13 protein-coding genes are annotated in these 16558 nt (G+C 67.2%); 10 read left to right on the top strand and 3 right to left on the bottom strand.

The features are described 5' to 3' along the window. Positions 1–10 precede the first annotated feature (10 nt). From BLT96_RS06480 to BLT96_RS06470, 3 genes are all read left to right on the top strand, one after another. Complete coding sequence (locus BLT96_RS06480) at positions 11–1930, top strand: CocE/NonD family hydrolase (protein ID WP_090862757.1); 1920 nt, start codon at positions 11–13, stop codon at positions 1928–1930. Positions 1931–2095: 165 nt separating this feature from the next. Beyond that, positions 2096–2605 (top strand): hypothetical protein, encoded by a 510-nt coding sequence (locus BLT96_RS06475; protein WP_090862754.1) that lies wholly within the window; start codon positions 2096–2098, stop codon positions 2603–2605. A 152-nt stretch (positions 2606–2757) separates the two neighbouring features. After that, positions 2758–3636, top strand: coding sequence for an MBL fold metallo-hydrolase (locus BLT96_RS06470; protein ID WP_090862751.1), 879 nt, complete (start codon positions 2758–2760; stop codon positions 3634–3636). Between the two features lie 147 nt (positions 3637–3783). Here the strand turns inward: BLT96_RS06470 and BLT96_RS06465 are convergent, their stop codons facing one another. The 3 genes from BLT96_RS06465 to BLT96_RS06455 are packed head-to-tail and all read right to left on the bottom strand — an operon-like array spanning position 3784 to position 7199. Beyond that, positions 3784–5055: an MFS transporter gene (locus BLT96_RS06465; RefSeq protein ID WP_090862748.1), complete on the bottom strand. Its 1272-nt coding sequence runs from the start codon at positions 5053–5055 to the stop codon at positions 3784–3786. Continuing rightward, positions 5056–6180 (bottom strand): butyrate kinase, encoded by a 1125-nt coding sequence (gene buk, locus BLT96_RS06460; protein ID WP_090846904.1) that lies wholly within the window; start codon positions 6178–6180, stop codon positions 5056–5058. Between the two features lie 17 nt (positions 6181–6197). Further along, complete coding sequence (locus BLT96_RS06455; protein WP_090864256.1) at positions 6198–7199, bottom strand: phosphate acyltransferase; 1002 nt, start codon at positions 7197–7199, stop codon at positions 6198–6200. A gap of 166 nt (positions 7200–7365) precedes the next feature. Between BLT96_RS06455 and BLT96_RS06450 the strand changes: the two genes are divergently transcribed. From BLT96_RS06450 to BLT96_RS06420, 7 genes are all read left to right on the top strand, one after another. Further along, positions 7366–8940: a PucR family transcriptional regulator gene (locus BLT96_RS06450; protein ID WP_157692179.1), complete on the top strand. Its 1575-nt coding sequence runs from the start codon at positions 7366–7368 to the stop codon at positions 8938–8940. A 147-nt stretch (positions 8941–9087) separates the two neighbouring features. Beyond that, positions 9088–10062 carry a flavodoxin family protein gene (locus BLT96_RS06445; protein WP_090846898.1) on the top strand — a complete coding sequence of 325 codons (975 nt, stop codon included), beginning with the start codon at positions 9088–9090 and terminating at the stop codon, positions 10060–10062. Positions 10063–10287: 225 nt separating this feature from the next. Further along, positions 10288–11811: an FAD-dependent oxidoreductase gene (locus BLT96_RS06440; RefSeq protein WP_090862742.1), complete on the top strand. Its 1524-nt coding sequence runs from the start codon at positions 10288–10290 to the stop codon at positions 11809–11811. A 101-nt stretch (positions 11812–11912) separates the two neighbouring features. Beyond that, positions 11913–14036 (top strand): FAD-dependent oxidoreductase, encoded by a 2124-nt coding sequence (locus tag BLT96_RS06435; protein ID WP_090862739.1) that lies wholly within the window; start codon positions 11913–11915, stop codon positions 14034–14036. A gap of 11 nt (positions 14037–14047) precedes the next feature. After that, positions 14048–15118, top strand: a complete 1071-nt coding sequence (locus BLT96_RS06430; protein WP_090862736.1) for an NADH-ubiquinone oxidoreductase-F iron-sulfur binding region domain-containing protein — start codon at positions 14048–14050, stop codon at positions 15116–15118. Between the two features lie 769 nt (positions 15119–15887). Beyond that, positions 15888–16163 (top strand): FeoA family protein, encoded by a 276-nt coding sequence (locus BLT96_RS06425; RefSeq protein WP_090862733.1) that lies wholly within the window; start codon positions 15888–15890, stop codon positions 16161–16163. Positions 16164–16275: 112 nt separating this feature from the next. Continuing rightward, positions 16276–16512, top strand: a complete 237-nt coding sequence (locus BLT96_RS06420) for a FeoA family protein (protein ID WP_090862730.1) — start codon at positions 16276–16278, stop codon at positions 16510–16512. The last annotated feature ends 46 nt before the right edge of the window (positions 16513–16558 follow it).

The raw sequence follows: 16558 nt of genomic DNA, 5'->3' as shown, positions 1-16558 counted from the left end.
GGGTGCGAGGATGTTCCTGGAGCCCAAGATTCCGGCCGAATGGGTGCCGGTAAAGGACAAGAAGCTGCACGACCTGATCCAGATGAGCGGCGAGTGCGCGAGCTTTGACGAGGACGCGTGCCCCATCTATTGGGACCCGGACACGGAGGGCTACATCTTCCTGCACCGCGAGCAGTTTGGCGAGGACGAGGTGATGGCCGCGTACCGCGTGGCGAGGCAGCCGAACGATAACCAGGCCGAGGTTGACCTCTCCGCGTCCGACGACCCGATGGCGCGCATGGGTCAGGGCTTCTGCCCGCCGTTCAACCCGCACACGTACGAGGCGGCGGACGGCGTCATCTGCATGCAGGACCAGGAGGTCGTCCTGCGCGACGGCACGAAGATCTACTGCGACATCTACCGTCCGAAGGACGTCGAGAAGGTCCCGACCATCGTGTCGTGGTCTTGGTTTGGCAAGCGCCCGGGCGACGGCATGAGCGAGTGGCAGATCATGGGCGTGCCGCCGATGACGGTGTCCAAGTGCGCCAAGTTCGAGAGCCCGGACCCGCTGTACTGGTGCTACCAGGGCTACGCCGTCGCGAACGTGGACGTGCGTGGCGCGGGCCACTCCGAGGGCTCCGTGCACATGTTCATGCACCAGGACCGCGAGGACGGCTACGACTTCGTGGAGTGGGTCGCGGCGCAGCCGTGGTCTAACGGCAAGGTCGGCATGAGCGGAAACTCCGGCGTCGCCATGCACCAGTGGGGCATCGCCGCAGAGCAGCCGCCCCACCTGGCGTGCATCGCGCCGTGGGAGTGCACGACCGATCTGTACCGCGAGAGCTTCTTCGAGGGCGGCGTGCCCGCGCTTTCGTTCAACAAGTTCATCGCCGCGCAGGTGACGGGCCCGAACGGCGTGGACGACCAGGTCGCCATGGCGAAGATGTACCCGGACATGAACGCGTACTGGAACGACAAGCGCGCCGACTTCCGCAAGGTGAAGGTCCCCGTGTACCAGACGGGCGGATGGTCGCACTTCCACCTGCCGGGATCGATTAACGCGTGGCGCCGCTGCCGCAGCCACCAGAAGTGGCTGCGCATCCACCGCGACTTCGAGTGGCCCGACACGTACAACCCGTACAACCTGGATGAGCTGCGCCGCTACTACGACCGCTACCTGAAGGGCATCCACAACGGCTGGGAGATGATGCCGCGCGTACGCCTGGACGTGATGGACGGATACGACATCGACTACCAGGAGAAGCGCCCCGAGAAGGCGTGGCCCATCAAGCGCACCGTGTACAAGAAGCTGTATCTGGACGCGTCGGCACCCAAGGACTGCGTCGAGCTTGACCATCCCGCCAAGTGCTACGAGCTTGCGACCGAGGCTCCTGCGACCGAGGGCAAGGCTTCCTACGATCCGTCGACCGAGGAGGTCGACTTCGACCTCACCGTCCCGGAGGACGTCGAGATCACGGGCTACATGAGCCTGCACCTGTTTGTGAGCTGCGACGGCTACGACGACATGGACCTCTTCGTGAACATCCAGAAGGCGTCCGAGGACGGCACGTGGGTGCCGTGGCTCACGCTCGACGAGCCGCACCCCGGCGCATGGGGCAAGTGCCGCGTCTCTCGCGCGACCGTCGATGCCGGCCTTACGAAGAAGCACACGCCCGTCTACACCATGACGGACACGCACAAGCTGGAGGACGGCGAGGTGCGCGCCGTGGACATCGCGATCGTGCCGACGTCGCGCGTGTACCACAAGGGCGAGCGCTTCCGCGTCCAGATCTCCGGCCGCTACATCCGCGATGGCTGGTTCGAGCCGCTGTCGTGGGACACGGACAACCGTGGCACCCACAACGTCCACACGGGAGGAGAGCACGCCTCCTGGATCGAGGTGCCTGTGGTTCCACCGCGCTACCAGGCGGGGAGCTACATCCACCGATAGCACGTGGCGGGGTCTCCCGCCGGCCCCTTGGGGCGGCGAGGTGCGCGAAAGCTCGCTTGCGCACCTCGCACTTTCTGGCCATTAGGCCGTGTAACAGGCAATATGCACGAGCCTTGCGCTTGTGCAGGTAAGCGGGAAGCTTAGCATTTAGAGAGAGGAAATATCATGCCCATGAAGACATCCACGAGGTTCGTCAAGGCCGCGGTCCTGAACCTCTTTACCGCACTGGTACTGTGCGTGCTGTGCGAGTGGCTGGCGCTCTACGTGTTCCACACGGCCACGCTGCCTGCCGGCCAGTCCTGGATCTGGCCCATGTTCTTCATTAACTTCGTGTTCGCCTGGTGCATCGCGACGGTCATCGGCATGATTCCCTCCCTTCCCGAGAAGAGCGTGAAGTGGGCCACGAAGCACGCGAAGCCGTCCGACGGCCTGAAGTTTGGCCTGCTGGTGAACCTGCCCATCAACACCGTATACGCGATCATCCTGTGTTACCTGGTGGGAACGCTGGACGCGTGCGTGCTGGGCGGTGCGCCGCTCATCGCGTCGGTGTTTGGCTTCCTGCAGAACATCATCCCCGTGTGGGTGGTCTGCTACATCGTGACGTTCTTCCTGCAGGGTCCGATCGAGAACCTTGCGCGCAAGGCGACGAACGACCCCGCGCCGCAGATGGCGTAGGCGGCGGGACTGGCTGCAGGTATTGCCGGCCGCAAACGTTTGAAAGAGAGCGCGCACCGCATAGCGTTGCGGGTGCGCGGCAGGGGGCGGTCGCGCGCACGTGCGACCGCCCCCTGCGCGAGTGGCGCCCGGAGGCGCCGACGAGGAGGGACATGGAAGCGAGGATCGAGTCTGCCCAGGTGAGGCCGCATGTATGGAGGCTTGCCGACATAGCGGGAAACCGCTGCTACCTGATTGTGGGAGATGAGCGCGCGGCGCTGGTGGACACGATGGAGGGCGTGGGTGACCTGCGGGCCGAGGTGGAGCGCATCACGAGCCTGCCCGTCACCGTACTGCTGACGCACCATCACCACGACCACGTGGGTGGCGCGTACTCGTTCGAGAAGGTCGGCATCAGCGCCGTCGACGACGGCTTCTGGGAGACCGAGGAGGACGCGGAGGCGCGCATTCGCGAGCAGCTGAGGGAGAGGTTCGAGCTTCCCGAGGGCACGTTCTTCTCGACCGCGGAGGGGGCGAGGCCGCGGACGTGGCACGTCGCGGAGGGCTACGAGCTGGACCTGGGCGGAGAGACGGTGCGCGCGGTGGCGCTGCCGGGGCATACGCGCGGGTCGATGGGCTACGTGGTCGAAGGCGAGCGCGTGCTGCTTTCCGGGGACGCCGTCACGCCGTGCATGACGCTGTTCTACGACGACTCGACGAGCGTGGACGAGTGGGTGCAAACGCTGGGCAAGATGGAGGGGCTTGACGTGGACTCCATCATGACCGGCCACTACGACCACGAGTTCGTGCCGGCCGACCTTGCCGGGTGGCGCGAGCTGGCGCTGTGGGCGAAGGACGACCGCGGCATGCGCTGGCAGAACATCAGCCTGCCCGAGCTGCGCGGGTGCCTGCACGTGATGAGCGAGGACGGGGTGGACCCGGACTCGCCGGAGTTCAGGGCGCTGATCGAGAGGCCGAAGCCGCGCGTGAGGTCTGGTCGCAGGCGTCGCGGGAGCGCGAAGGCCGATGGCGCGGCGGAAGGTCGCGCGTAGGAGCAGGATCAGGCGGAGGGGCGTGCGTCCCGGTCATCCAACGAGGCCGTGCGATTCCTATGCGCAGGCAGCGTGCACAAGAAGGCGGCGGGTCCAAAGGGACTCGCCGCCTTTTGCGATGCTTATGTGGCCGGGCACGAACCTGCGCTATGCCTCCGCCTTGTGCGCGATGGCAAACAGCGCGGATGCCAGGCAGATCGCCATGCAGACGATGCCGAGCACGAACATGAGGGGGAACCCGCCCGCGGAGTCGATCACCAGGCTCCAGAACACCGCGGCCACGGCGCTCATGAGCGAGCCTGCCATCGAAACGCGCGAGTAGATCGCGGGGTAGTCCGCCGAGCCAAACGCGTAGCGCACCAGAAGCGGGGTCTGCACCACGGTCTGGGCGTACACGATGCCAAACAGGAACGCGCCCGCAAGCAGCAGCGCAAGCGTGGACGGCAGCAGCCACATCACGAGGACGCCCGCAACGCCGCAGCCCATGCCCACGAAGACGCCGGCGCGCAGCGACCGGTCGTTCACGATGCCCAGAAGGACCTTGCCGATCGCCTGGCCGGCCATCGCGGCGGACGCGACGACGCCGGACGCGGCCGCGACCTGGGGAAGGCTGGACGAGAAGGACAGGGCGTAGCTGGGCAGGAACTGGTAGATGGTCTGGTTCAGGGTGATGATGCCGCAGAACACCACGAGCGCCCAGAACGCCGGCATGTGCATGGCCTTCGCGGCGATCACGCCACCGGACTCCGCCGCGGGCCTAGACGTGTCGGTCGCCTCGCCCGCGCCCAGGGGCAGCAGACCCTTGTCCTTGGGCTTGGAGCGCACCACGAACAGCGTGAACGGCAGCGTTCCCACGAGCGTGATGATGCCGAAGACGGTGTACGCCAGGCGCCAGCCCTCGTCTCCGGACTGGATGAGGGCGGTGCCCACCGGGTTGAAGATGACGCCGCCGATACCGGTGAACGCCATGCAGAGCCCCACGAAGAAGCCGACGCGCTTTACGCACCACGCGTTGATGAGCGTGGGCACGGCCAGGTAGATGAGCGGCGCCACGCCGACGCCCATGACGGCGCCGCACAGGTAGAACTGCCACAGGGCGCTGCAGCGCCCCATAAGCAGAAGGCCTGCGCCCGTGAGGGCTACGCCCGCGGAAAGAACGACCCTCAGGTCGGACTTGCCCATGAGCTTGCCGGCGACGGGCAGCGTGAGCATCATCGCGATGTTGAGTATCGAGAAGTACAGGGTGAACTGGGCGCGAGCCACTCCCAGGTACTCGCTCACCGGGGTGAAGAAGATGCCGGCGCAGCTGAGCGCGAGCGCGCACGGCAGGCACGTGATCATGATGCACGACAGCACGATAAGGTAGGCGTAGTGGAAGCCCCCGGACTTGCCACCTTGTGCTTTGGCGGTTTCCGTCATCTACTCCTCCACATCCCTCGGTGCCCCGGAGAGCTTGAAGCCGTCCCATGACGGCTCGCCGGTGTAGGTCATGACGGACTCGGTGCCGTCGAGCGCGCGGACGGCACCCGCGGCGGCGCCCTCCATCTCGAAGTCTCCGGCGTACACGGCGACGGGCGCGATCCACTGCACGCGGCGGCGCACGGCGTTCACGAAGATCGGGTCGTGCGACACGCCGCCCGTGAGCACGATGCCGTCCACCGCGCCCTCCAGCGCGGCCGCGAACCCGCCAATGGCCTTTGCGGTCTGGTAGGCCATGGCGTCGTACACCACGGTCGCCCATGGGTCGCCGCCCGCGATCATCTGGTCGATCGCGCGGGCGTCATCCGTGCCAAGAAGCCCCTTCAGTCCGCCGGTCTTGCCAATGCGCGCCATGGCCTCGGCCTTGGACTCGGCGCCGTCCGCCACGAGCGCCACGACGGGCTTCAGCGGCACGTCGCCGGAGCGGTTCGGCGCAAACGGTCCGGAGCCCTCCAGTACGTCGTTCGTGTCGACCATCCAGCCGTGGCGGTGCGCCGCGACGGAAAGCCCGCCGCCCACGTGGGCCACGATCACGTTCACCTCGTCGTATGCCTTGCCTATGCTCTGGGCAAAGCGGATGGCGCACTCTTTCTGGTTCAGGCAGTGCACGTGGCTCTTGCGATACACGCCGGGATATCCCGTGATGCGCGCGACGTCGTCCAGCTCGTCGGTGTCCGGCTGGTTCACGGCAAACGCCGGCTTGCCCGTGTCCTGCGCAAACCTGTACAGGATGGGCGCGCCCAGGATGGCGGGGTGGTTCATGCCGCAGTTCAGAACGTGGTCGCACACGGTCTGGTCGATCGCGAAGATGCCGCCGCGCGTGGGGCCCATGCCGCCGCAGTAGCCGCTGAACGCGTCCATGTCGCTGGGCGAGAAGTGCGCCTTCGCAAGCTCGTCGAGCACGGTCTGGACGCGGTAGTCAAGCTGGTCGACGGCCCTCTCGAAGCGGGCGAGCTCCTCTGCCGGATGCGTCACGTTCGCCCTCATGAGGCACTTCTCGCCCTCGAAGACCGCCACCTTCGTGGAGGTCGAGCCGGGGGAGAGCGTAAGGATGCGATATGCCATGGTGTTTCCTCCCTTTGCTACTCTGCCGCCGCAAGCACGAGCATCGCTATGTCGCCCACCATCTCCTCGACGGAGGCGCCGCGCGAGCTGTCCGCCACGGGACGGCGGAAGCCGCTGAGCGTGTGGCCGTAGCCCTTGCCGCCCGCGAAGAGCTGGATGGTCTTGATCATGGTGTTCGCGCAGTTGAGGTCGGGCAGCACCAGCACGTTCGCGCGGCCGGCGACGGCGCTCTCGCGCCTCACCTTCTTCGCGGCCACGGCCGGCACGATGGCGGCGTCCAGCTGGAACTCGCCGTCCATGCACAGGTCGGCGCGGCGCGCGCGGGCTACGTCGACTGCCTTGCGCACGCGCTCGATGGACGGGCTCTCCCCGGAGCCGTCCGTGGAGTACGACACGAAGGCGCAGCGCGGCTCCCAGCCCATGATCGACCTCACGTTGTCGCATGCGGCGATCGCGATGGAGGCAAGCTCCTCGGCCGTGGGCTCCGGGTTCAGGCCGCAGTCCGTGAGGGCGATGACGTCGCCCTCCGGGCCGGCAAAGCCCGGCACCTGCGCCAGCGCGAGGATGGACGGCACGTCGACGCCGTCCGCGAGGCCGATCATCATCTGCGCGGCCATCAGCACGTCGCCCGTGGTGTTCACGTGGCCGCAGAACGTGCAGTCCACGTCGCCCAGGTCCTCGAGCACCATGGCGTAGTACAGCGGCTTCTTCACCTTGCGGCGCGCGCCCTTCGAAGACACGAGCCTCTCGCGACCGGCGGCCATGTAGCGCTTTGCGAGCGCGTCCGCCGCCGCCTCGTCGGAGGTGTCCACAAGCTCCATGCCCCCAAGGTCGACGCCGGCCTGCGCGGCCGCGGCGCGCACCTCGTCTGCCGGGCCTACGAGCACGGGGTGGGCGATGCCCTCGTCCAGGACGGTGCGGGCGGTGCGGAGCGTGTCCGCGTCCGTTGCCTCGGGCAGCGCCACACGGCGCGGCGCCCCCTTCGCCTTTGCGATGAGCTCGTCAATCAGTCGTGCCATGCGCTTCTCCAATCCCTCGCGGGGCGCGATGCAGGAGCGCCCCATTAAATCCGTAGCAAAGCGTATGTTGCGGGCATGGCAAAACCCATGGCAGCAGCCCCAAAATGTGCGGAGCGGGCGCGTGTTAGACTTGTGCACGCGTACAACGGCGAGAAGGACGGGGCGCATGAAGCTGAGAACGGTGCTGAGCGAGCTGCCCATACGGGGCTTTGACGTGGCGGACGACGCTCAACTGGGATGGGACATGGTCGTTTCCCCCGAGTGGGGCGCAGGCGAGCGCGCGGAGGGCGTCATCCGCCTGGGGTCCCGCGCGGACCTGGCCCAGGAGGGTGCGCCGGGCCATGACGAGGGCCTTCTCCTTGTGTACGCGCAGGGCGAGGAAGGGGACGCCGTGGGCGAGGATGCGGCCGCGGCGCGCGAGCCGGGCGTCGTGTACTGCTGGGGCGACCTTGCGCCGATCGAGTTCCGCGGCGCGTTTCTGGGCCTCGTGCAGCGCAGCGGCGAGCTGGGCGCGCGGCGCAACCAGCTGTTCGACTGCTTCCTGGAGTCCTACGACATACGGCAGTTTGCCCAGAGGGCGGCCGCGGTGCTCGAGAACCCGGTCAACATATCGAACACGGAGCACAAGATCCTGGCGACGGCGGGCACGCTGCCCACCTCGGACGACGTGCGTTCCGTGCTGGAGGCGGGCTACATCACGCCCGAGGTGGAGCGCCGCCTGCGCGACGACGGCGTCATCAGCTCCGTGCGCAGCGCGCGCCACTCCGTGCTGTCCGAGCGCGCGGGCGAGAAGGACCGCGCCGTGACGTCCATAATCTACCACCACCGGCTCGAGATGGGCCGCTTCGACGTGTTCGAGGTGACGCACGCCATGACGGGGCTCGACCTGGAGCTCGTCGACTTCGCGAGCGACCTCGCGGGCATCATGATAGAGCGCCTGGGCGCCGCGGGCGGACGCCTTGGCAAGGGCTCGTCCATCCTGAAGGACGTGCTGGAGGGCGCGTTCGTGAGCGAGGATGCGCTTCAGGCGCACCTGGACCTTTTGGGGCTTGCCGCGGACGACACGTACGTGCTCTTGAACGTGTGCGGCCCCGCGGACGCGAACGAGGAGTACTACGCGCGCGCCGGCGCCATCGTGCAGAGGAGCATGCCGGGCGTCGTCTGGTGCGTCACGGGCGGCGCGCTCGTGCTGCTGGTGGCGGTGGGGCCGGCCAAAGACGTGGGCTTCGACGCGTACGAGCGCTGCGAGCGCAGGGTATCGCGCGACCGCGGCCTGACGCAGATGCTCACGAACAACGACATGCGCGCGTACTCGAGCGAGCCGTTTGGCGACCTGCTTGCCATGCGGCGCGCGCTGCGCGAGAGCCGCGAGCTGCGCGCCGCCGTCCGGCCGCACGCCGGCACCAGGGTCGTGTACCTGTGGCGGCACCGCTTCGAGGTCATCGCGCACAACGCGGAGCTCGCGGGCGCCCAGGGCATGCTGCTGGACAAGCGCGTCGTGGCAATGGACGCCTACGACCGCGTCCACGGCACCGCGTACCTGCAGACGGCCGTGGCGTCCGTCCGGTTCCCGGGGAGCCCCGCAGACGCGGCGGAGGCGCTGTCGGTGCATCGCAACACGTACTTCTACCGCGTGAACAAGATCGACGAGCTGTTCCACCTCGACCTGAAGGACGGGGACGACCGCCTTGCTGTGAGCTTTGCCGCGGCGATCATGGAGGGGCTCTCCGACATGCCGTAGCGCCGTCCGTCCGCTCTGGTACGTAGCACCAAAGCTGGGTGGTTGCCACTTTAATCTTTGGTGCCATAGCACAACGCCTGCCAACCTACGCTATCCGCATAGGGTAGGGGCCGCCGGGGGCGGCCCCGCGTCGTGGGAAGGACCGACATGGCAAAGGTACTTGGCATCTCGTTTGGCACCAAGAACGGCAACAACGACTCCATCTGCAAGGAGGCGCTCATGGGCGCGGTGGAGGAGGGCTGCGACGTGGAGTTCATCCGCGCGCAGGACCTGGACATCCGCCACTGCACCGGCTGCATCGCGTGCGTGAAGTCGCTCATGGGCGGCCGCGGCAACCGCTGCATCCACAAGGACGACTTCGACTGGCTGTTCTTCAAGATGGCCGAGGCCGACGGCATCGTCATGTGCGACCCCATCTTCGAGACGGGCGCGTCCGGACTCTTCCACACGATCATGGACCGCTTCGGGCCCCGCATGGACACGGGCAACAACGTGCTGTCCACCCGGATCGCGCAGGGGCTCGCCGCCGAGGGCAAGCCGTCCAAGGAGCCGGACCCGCGTGTGATCTGCCCGGGCAAGCCCGTGAGCTACATCGCGATCGGCGGCTCCGACTGGGGCACGCACGCCCAGTCCGACCACGCGATCCAGTCCATGACGCCCACGTGGAAGATCATCGACAACGAGTGGGTGCCCTGGAGCAAGCGCGCCCTGATGGACGACGCCGTCGTGTCCCGCGCCCACCAGATCGGCATTAACCTCGCCCGTGCGGCCAAGGACCCCGAGCACGCCCAGTACCAGGGCGAGAAGGGCGTCTGCCCCCACTGCAACGCCAACGACTTCTATCTGGTCCCCGGCACCGACAAGGCCATCTGCTCCGTGTGCGGCCTCGAGGGTCATGTGCATGTGAACGAAGGCAAGGTCGAGGTCGAGTACCGCGACGAGGAGTGCTACGACGAGCGCGGCCTGTTCCGCGCGCACGACACCGCCGAGGGCAAGCAGATCCACGGCGAGGACATCGCGCGCATGGAGGGCGAGCTCGCAAAGCTGCAGCGTGGCGACGAGTACAAGCAGCGCGTCGCTCGCTACAAGGAGTTCATCCAGCCGACGATGCCCGAGCGCTAGGAGGGCGAAGGCCCCCGACGCAAGGCGTCCTACGCGGGCGAGAAGGACGCGTCCTTCTCGCCCGCAAGCGTGTTCTGACTCCACGCACGCACAGTGCGGGACGCCGCGGTGGGCCAAAAGTTGTTCAGCTGCACATATGCGAGGCAGGGCCTTGCGAACAGAATAAACATGAAAGTTGCCGCGCCAGAGCGCGGGAAGAGCAGGGTTTATCCGAGGAGGAATCCCATGGCACAAGAGCTCGAGACAGACGTCGTCGTAGTGGCCGCCGGCCTTTCTGGCCTGGCAGCATCCATTGCCGCAGCGGAGGGAGGCGCGCGCGTCATCACGCTCGAGAAGGCGTCCAACACCGGCGGCGCCGCCAACATGGGCATGGGCCCCTGCGCGGCAGGCTCCCCCGTGCAGCGCGCCTCGATGATCGAGGTCACGCCCGGCGAGCTGTTCCGTCGCCACATGTTCTACACCCACTACCAGGTCGACCCGCGCCTGGTCCGCGCGTACTACTTCAAGAGCGGCGACACCATCAAGTGGCTGCAGGACATGGGCGTCGTGTTCAACTCCGTGCGCCCGGCGTTCCGCGCCCGCGAGCGCACCCGCGCCTATGCCGACGGCGAGTACACCTGGCACGTGGTGCAGCCCGAGGACGGCTCCGAGCCGGGTCCCCGCGCCGCTACCACGATGATTAAGCGCATGACCGAGCGCGCGACCGACCTGGGCGTCGAGTTCATGTTCGAGTGCCCGGGCAAGAAGCTGCTCACCAACGACGAGGGCGCCGTGTGCGGCGTCGTCGCCACGAACAAGGACGGCGAGGAGGTCACCATCTCCTGCCAGGAGGTCATCGTGGCCACCGGCGGCTTCGGCAACAACGCGAAGATGATCCACGACAAGATCGGCCTTGACTGGGGCAAGAACCTGTACTCCTTCGCCGTTCCCGGCATGGACGGCGACGGCTACAACATGTGCCACGAGGTCGGCGCCGGCCACACCCCCGTCAGCATGGAGATGATGTACCAGCTGCCCGACAACATGAACCACTTCTACGTGGAGGGCGCGTTCCGCCAGCCGTGCTACTGGTGCGACAAGACCGGCGAGCGCTTCATGCCCGAGGACGACATCTTCAACACCACCTTCGTCGGCAATGCCATCAACCACCTGCCCGGCAAGGTCGCGTTCTCGATCTTCGACTCCAAGATGCTGCGCCACTGGAAGAAGGACGGACCCGACATCGTGAGCCACGTCCACCCGCACGACCTCTACCAGGGCTTCGACGAGCAGTGGCAGCGCGACCTGGACACGTACGTGGACGGCGCCGGCAACCACGTCATCGCGCAGGCCGACACCCTGGAGGAGCTGGCCGAGAAGATCGGCATCGACCCCGAGGGCCTCATGAAGAACGTCGAGCAGTACAACGAGATGTGCGCCGAGGGCTACGACGAGCTCTTCGAGAAGGAGCGCGAGTTCATGATGCCGCTCGAGGAGGGTCCGTTCTACGTCTGCCGCCAGTACGTGGGCGCCTACGGCACCCTGGGCGGAGTGCTCATCAACCACAACATGGAGGTCATGACCGACGACTACGAGGTCATCGACGGCCTGTACTGCGTGGGCACGGACGCCTGCACCATCTACGGCGACTCCTACAACTACTCCATCCCCGGCAACACCATGGGCTTCTGCCTGAACTCCGGCCGCATCGCCGGCGAGAATGCCGCCGAGCGCGTAGCGGAGTCCGCAGGTGACGAGGACTGGGACTAGTGCCTAAGCTCTAGAACACTGACTGCCGCGGGGCCTTCGTGCGAAGGTCCCGCGGTCGTATGAGGGACGGGCGCACGCGCGCCCCGGCGAGAGGAACACACGTGAAGCTAACGATTGACGGTACGGAGGTCGAGGCCCGCGAGGGGGCGTCGGTGCTTGACGCCGCGCTCGACGCGGGCGTCTTCATCCCGCACATCTGCAAGCACCCCGACCTTGAGGCCGTGGGCGGCTGCAGGCTCTGCTCCATCGTGGTCGACGGCGAGGGCCCCGCGGTCCCCGCGTGCAAGACCCCGGTGCGCGAGGGCATGGTGGTCGACTCCCACGCGAAGGCGGCGGAGGACGTGCGCCGCATGGCCATGGAGCTCATACTGGCGACGCACCCGTCCGACTGCACGGGCTGCCCGAAGTACGGCGTGTGCGAGCTGCAGAGCATGTACCAGTACCTGGGCGTATCGCCCGCGCGCTGGCGCTGCCGCGCCCGCACCGTCGCGACGGACGACACGAACCCGCTCATCACGCACATGTTCACGCGCTGCATCCGCTGCGGCCGCTGCGTGCGCGCCTGCCGCGAGCTGCGCGGCGTGGGCGTCCTCGACTACCAGCGCACGCCGGAGGGCATCCGCATCGGCATCGACGGCGGCGTCTCGCTCGAGGAGGCCGGCTGCCGCTTCTGCGGCGCCTGCGTCGAGGTGTGCCCCACGGGCTCGATCGTCGACACGCTCGGCCTCGCGAAGGAGGGCCGCTCCCGCGAGGACAACGTGGTCCCCTGCAGGTCCGGCTGCCCCGCGCACATCGACATCCCGCGCTACCTGCGCCACGTCAAGAACGGCGAGTGGGAAAAGGCCACGGCCGTCGTCCGCGAGCGCGTGCCGTTCCCCGAGACGCTGGGCTCCATCTGCACGCACAACTGTCAGGGCGAGTGCAAGCGCAACCACCTGGAGGGCCCGCTGTCCATCTGCCGCCTGAAGCGTGCGGCCGCCGTGCGCGACACCGGCGAGTGGCGCCGGCGCACGCGCCACGACGCGCTGACCGGCAAGAGGGTCGCCATCCTGGGCGCCGGCCCCGCGGGCCTCACCGCGGCCTACTATCTGGCCGAGAAGGGCCACCACGTCGTCGTGTTCGAGGCGGAGCAGAAGGCCGGCGGCCAGCTGCGTTACGGCATCCCCGCGTACCGCCTTCCCGACGAGGTGCTCGACCGCGAGATCCAGACGATTCTGGACGTGACGCAGGGCGACGACGCGGAGCCGCGCGTCGAGATCCGCTGCGGCGAGCGCGTGCGCGACCCGAAGGCGCTCAAGTCCGAGTTCGACGCGGTCCTGGTGTCCGTGGGCACGTTCGACGGAACCGTGCTTCCCACTCCGGGCCACGACCTTGAGGGCGTCATCCGCAACACCGACTTCCTGAAGGCGGCCCGCAAGGGCGAGCCCATGGATGTGCGCGGCCGCGTCGTCGTGCTTGGCGGCGGCAACGTCGCCTACGACTGCGCCCGCACGGCCGTCCGCCTGGGCGCAACGAGCGTCGACGTGTGCTGCCTCGAGGCCGAGGCGGTCATGACCTCCACGCCGGAGGAGCGCGAGGAGGCCGCGGAGGAGGGCGTCACGCTTCACGACGCCTACGCGTTCACCTCCATCGACGAGAGTGCGGAGAGGCCCGGCCACGTCGGCGCCATGACCGTGCACAAGATTGCGAAGTTCTACTTCGACGAGCAGCATCGTCCCGTGACGGAGCTCGTCGAGGGCGGCGAGCTCACGATCCCGGCGGACTACGTGATCTTCGCCGTGGGCCAGAAGCCAGAGGACACGCGCGACATGGGCCTGGAGCTCACGCACGGCCCGTACGTGGTGGCGGACGCCGAGCACCGCACGAGCGAGGACGGCGTGTTCGCGGCCGGCGACGCCGTGACGGGCACGAAGTCCGTCATCGGCGCGATCGAGGGCGGACGCGAGTCTGCCGAGGCGATCGACCGCTTCCTGGGCGGCGACGGCGACATCTCCGAGGTTCTTCTCGACGCGGAGGTGCCGGTACAGCGCATCGGCAAGGTGCCCGCCGGCTTCTACGACGAGCCGACTGAGCCCAAGATGGAGCCCGCGCAGGAGCGCAAGGCGGACTTCCGCCCGTACGAGTGCCCGTTCTCGGAGTCCGAGGCCGAGCACGAGGCGTCGCGCTGCCTGCAGTGCGACCTCAGGCTGACCCTGACGCGCCCGCGCCTGTGGAACGAGTACTAGGAGGGACCCCCATGGCACTGACTATAAACTTCATGCCCGCGTACGCGCAGGCGCCCGCGGCGCTCGTGGCCCTCAAGGCCGACGTGGACGCGGCCGTCCGGAAGGCGGCGGCCGAGGGGGCCCGCGTGGTCCTTCCGGCGGACGAGCCCGAGCTCTGCGACGCGTTCGAGGCGGCGGGCGTCGCCGTCGCACGCGCCGACGCTTCGTTTGGCTACGTGTACGGCAACGACACCGCCGCCGCCCGCCTGTTTGCGGGCGAGAAGCCCATACCCTCGGCCGTGACCGGCTCTGCCTCAGACACCCTGGTGGGCGGCGAGGCGTGGCTGCGCGGCGAGGGCGCGCCGAAGCTCGTGTACGTGAACGGCGCGACCGAGCCGGTGGAGCTGCCGGCGCAGGTGAGCGTGGCGGAACTGGCCAAGGCGGCCGGCGTGGAGGACGCAAAGGCCGTGTACCTGGGATTTCCGCAGGGCGACATGGTCGCGGCCTCAGGCGAGGGCGACGTTCTTCTCGCCAGCGACGTGGTGCGCGTGTTTGGCGCGGACTGCTGCATGGCCGACGAGCTGTTGAGGATCTGCCGCGAGTACCGCCACGAGACGTGCGGGCACTGTGTGTTCGGCCACGAGGGCTCGTACCAGATGGCCACGATTCTGGAGGACGTCTGCCACAAGCGCGGCAAGTCCGGCGACCTGGAGCTTCTGCAGGATCTTGCTCCCATGATGGAGGGGCAGTCGCTGTGCGAGGTGGGTCGCGTGCTCGCGAAGACCGTGCGCCAGACGTGTGCGCTGTTTGGCGACGAGATCTCTGCCCACTACGCGCGCAAGGTGTGTCCGGCCGGCGCGTGCGACGCGTACAAGACCTTCCATATCCTGGTGTCCCGCTGCACCGGCTGCGGCGACTGCCTGGACGCGTGCGAGGACGGCGCCATCATGGGCAAGGCGAACTTTGTGCACGTGATCGACCAGCGCAAGTGCACGCAGTGCGGACGCTGCCTGGACGCGTGCGGCGAGGGCGCCGTGGTGAAGGCCGGCGCGAAGAAGCCGAAGACGCCGCCGAGGCCCATTCCCGTGCGCAGGAAGAAGTAGGCGCCGCGGCTGAGCGATGGCAACGGTCTAGCTTGAAGATGGGGGAGAGGGAGCGGTCCTTCTCCTCCGTCTTTTTGCGTAGGTCACGCGGGATGCGGGTACACACCCGAGCCCGGTTCGCGCGGTTTCGTAACGTCGCCCCGGGTGCGTGCCCGCCGCCGCACACACTTGGGGCGAGTTTGCGAGACCTTACAAGATCGCTTTGGGTGTGTTGCGCAGACAGGGGCCCGTCGTCACGAAGTCGTGGGTGTGTTGCGCGTGATGCGAGAATGCCCTGGGTGTGCTGCATACGCTTTTGGTTCAATAAGAAATGATTGCAGGTAGAGTGTTCAAGCTATAAGTACTCAAATCATGTATCGGGTACGCACCCGAGGGTTTCCGCCACGGGGCCTCTTTTGGCGCAACACACCCGCACCGAGTTCGCGGAAGCCTGCAAGGTTGGCAATGGTGTGTGCTGCAGTCAAAAGCGCTGGTACACACCTGGCCCGACTTGGCAAGACCCAGCGCGGCCTTGGGGTGGTGCGCGCAGTCGCATCTTGGCCGCGGGTACACACCAGACATCGGTTTACAGGATTTCGTAAGCCCGTGGCGGGTGCGTACCAAACCTTTAGGTGTTGCCGTGCACGCCTGCGGCGGGGCGTGCGCCGGATTCAATTAGCGAAAAGTTCGCAAATTGGGTTTACAAAGTTAACCAAAGTGTACTATTGTGCACACTGTGAGTTTGATATGGTTAACAATTTGACTGCATGGGAGAGCGATGGAAGGCGTCATGGGGTATCAGCACGCCGGCGGTGGCCGTGTTGCCGCGTCGGGGCTAAGGTCTGGTTTCCAGCTGCCGCTTGCGATGGCGAGCGAGGGGCAGACGGTGACGGTCGCGCGCGTGCGCGGCCCGCAGGACCTGCGACAGCGCATGGCCGAGATGGGATTTGTGCAGGGGGCCAAGGTGAAGGTGGTCTCGCGCGTTAACGGCGACGTGGTCGCGAGCGTCAAGGGCGCGACGCTCGCCCTGAACCGCGACATGGCGATGAGGGTCGTGACCTGCTGAAGAAGGTCGACGAGGGCGGCCTGCCAGGGGTGACGCGCCGGACGACACGTGTACAAGCCGAAGGCGCCGTGGCTTGCGGCGTCACTTTGGAAACGATATGGAGGGCAAACACATGACAACGCTGAGGGACGTGAAGGTGGGGCAGACGTGCACCGTCGAGAGGCTCACCGGCACGGGCGCGGTCAAGCGCCGCATCATGGACATGGGCGTGACGAAGAAGACCCAGGTTCTGGTGCACAAGGTGGCTCCGCTGGGAGATCCCATCGAGGTCACGGTCCGCGGGTACGAGCTGACGCTTCGCAAGGACGAGGCGCAGTGCATCGAGGTCACGGACATCGTCCGGGCGTAGCGGCGCCTCTTTTTTTCAGCACGAAGTTAAGTACGGCTAACAATAG

It is taken from the genome of Parafannyhessea umbonata (assembly GCF_900105025.1).
In the GTDB taxonomy this organism is placed as follows: domain Bacteria; phylum Actinomycetota; class Coriobacteriia; order Coriobacteriales; family Atopobiaceae; genus Parafannyhessea; species Parafannyhessea umbonata.
This window is presented reverse-complemented; position numbering and strand designations above follow the sequence as displayed.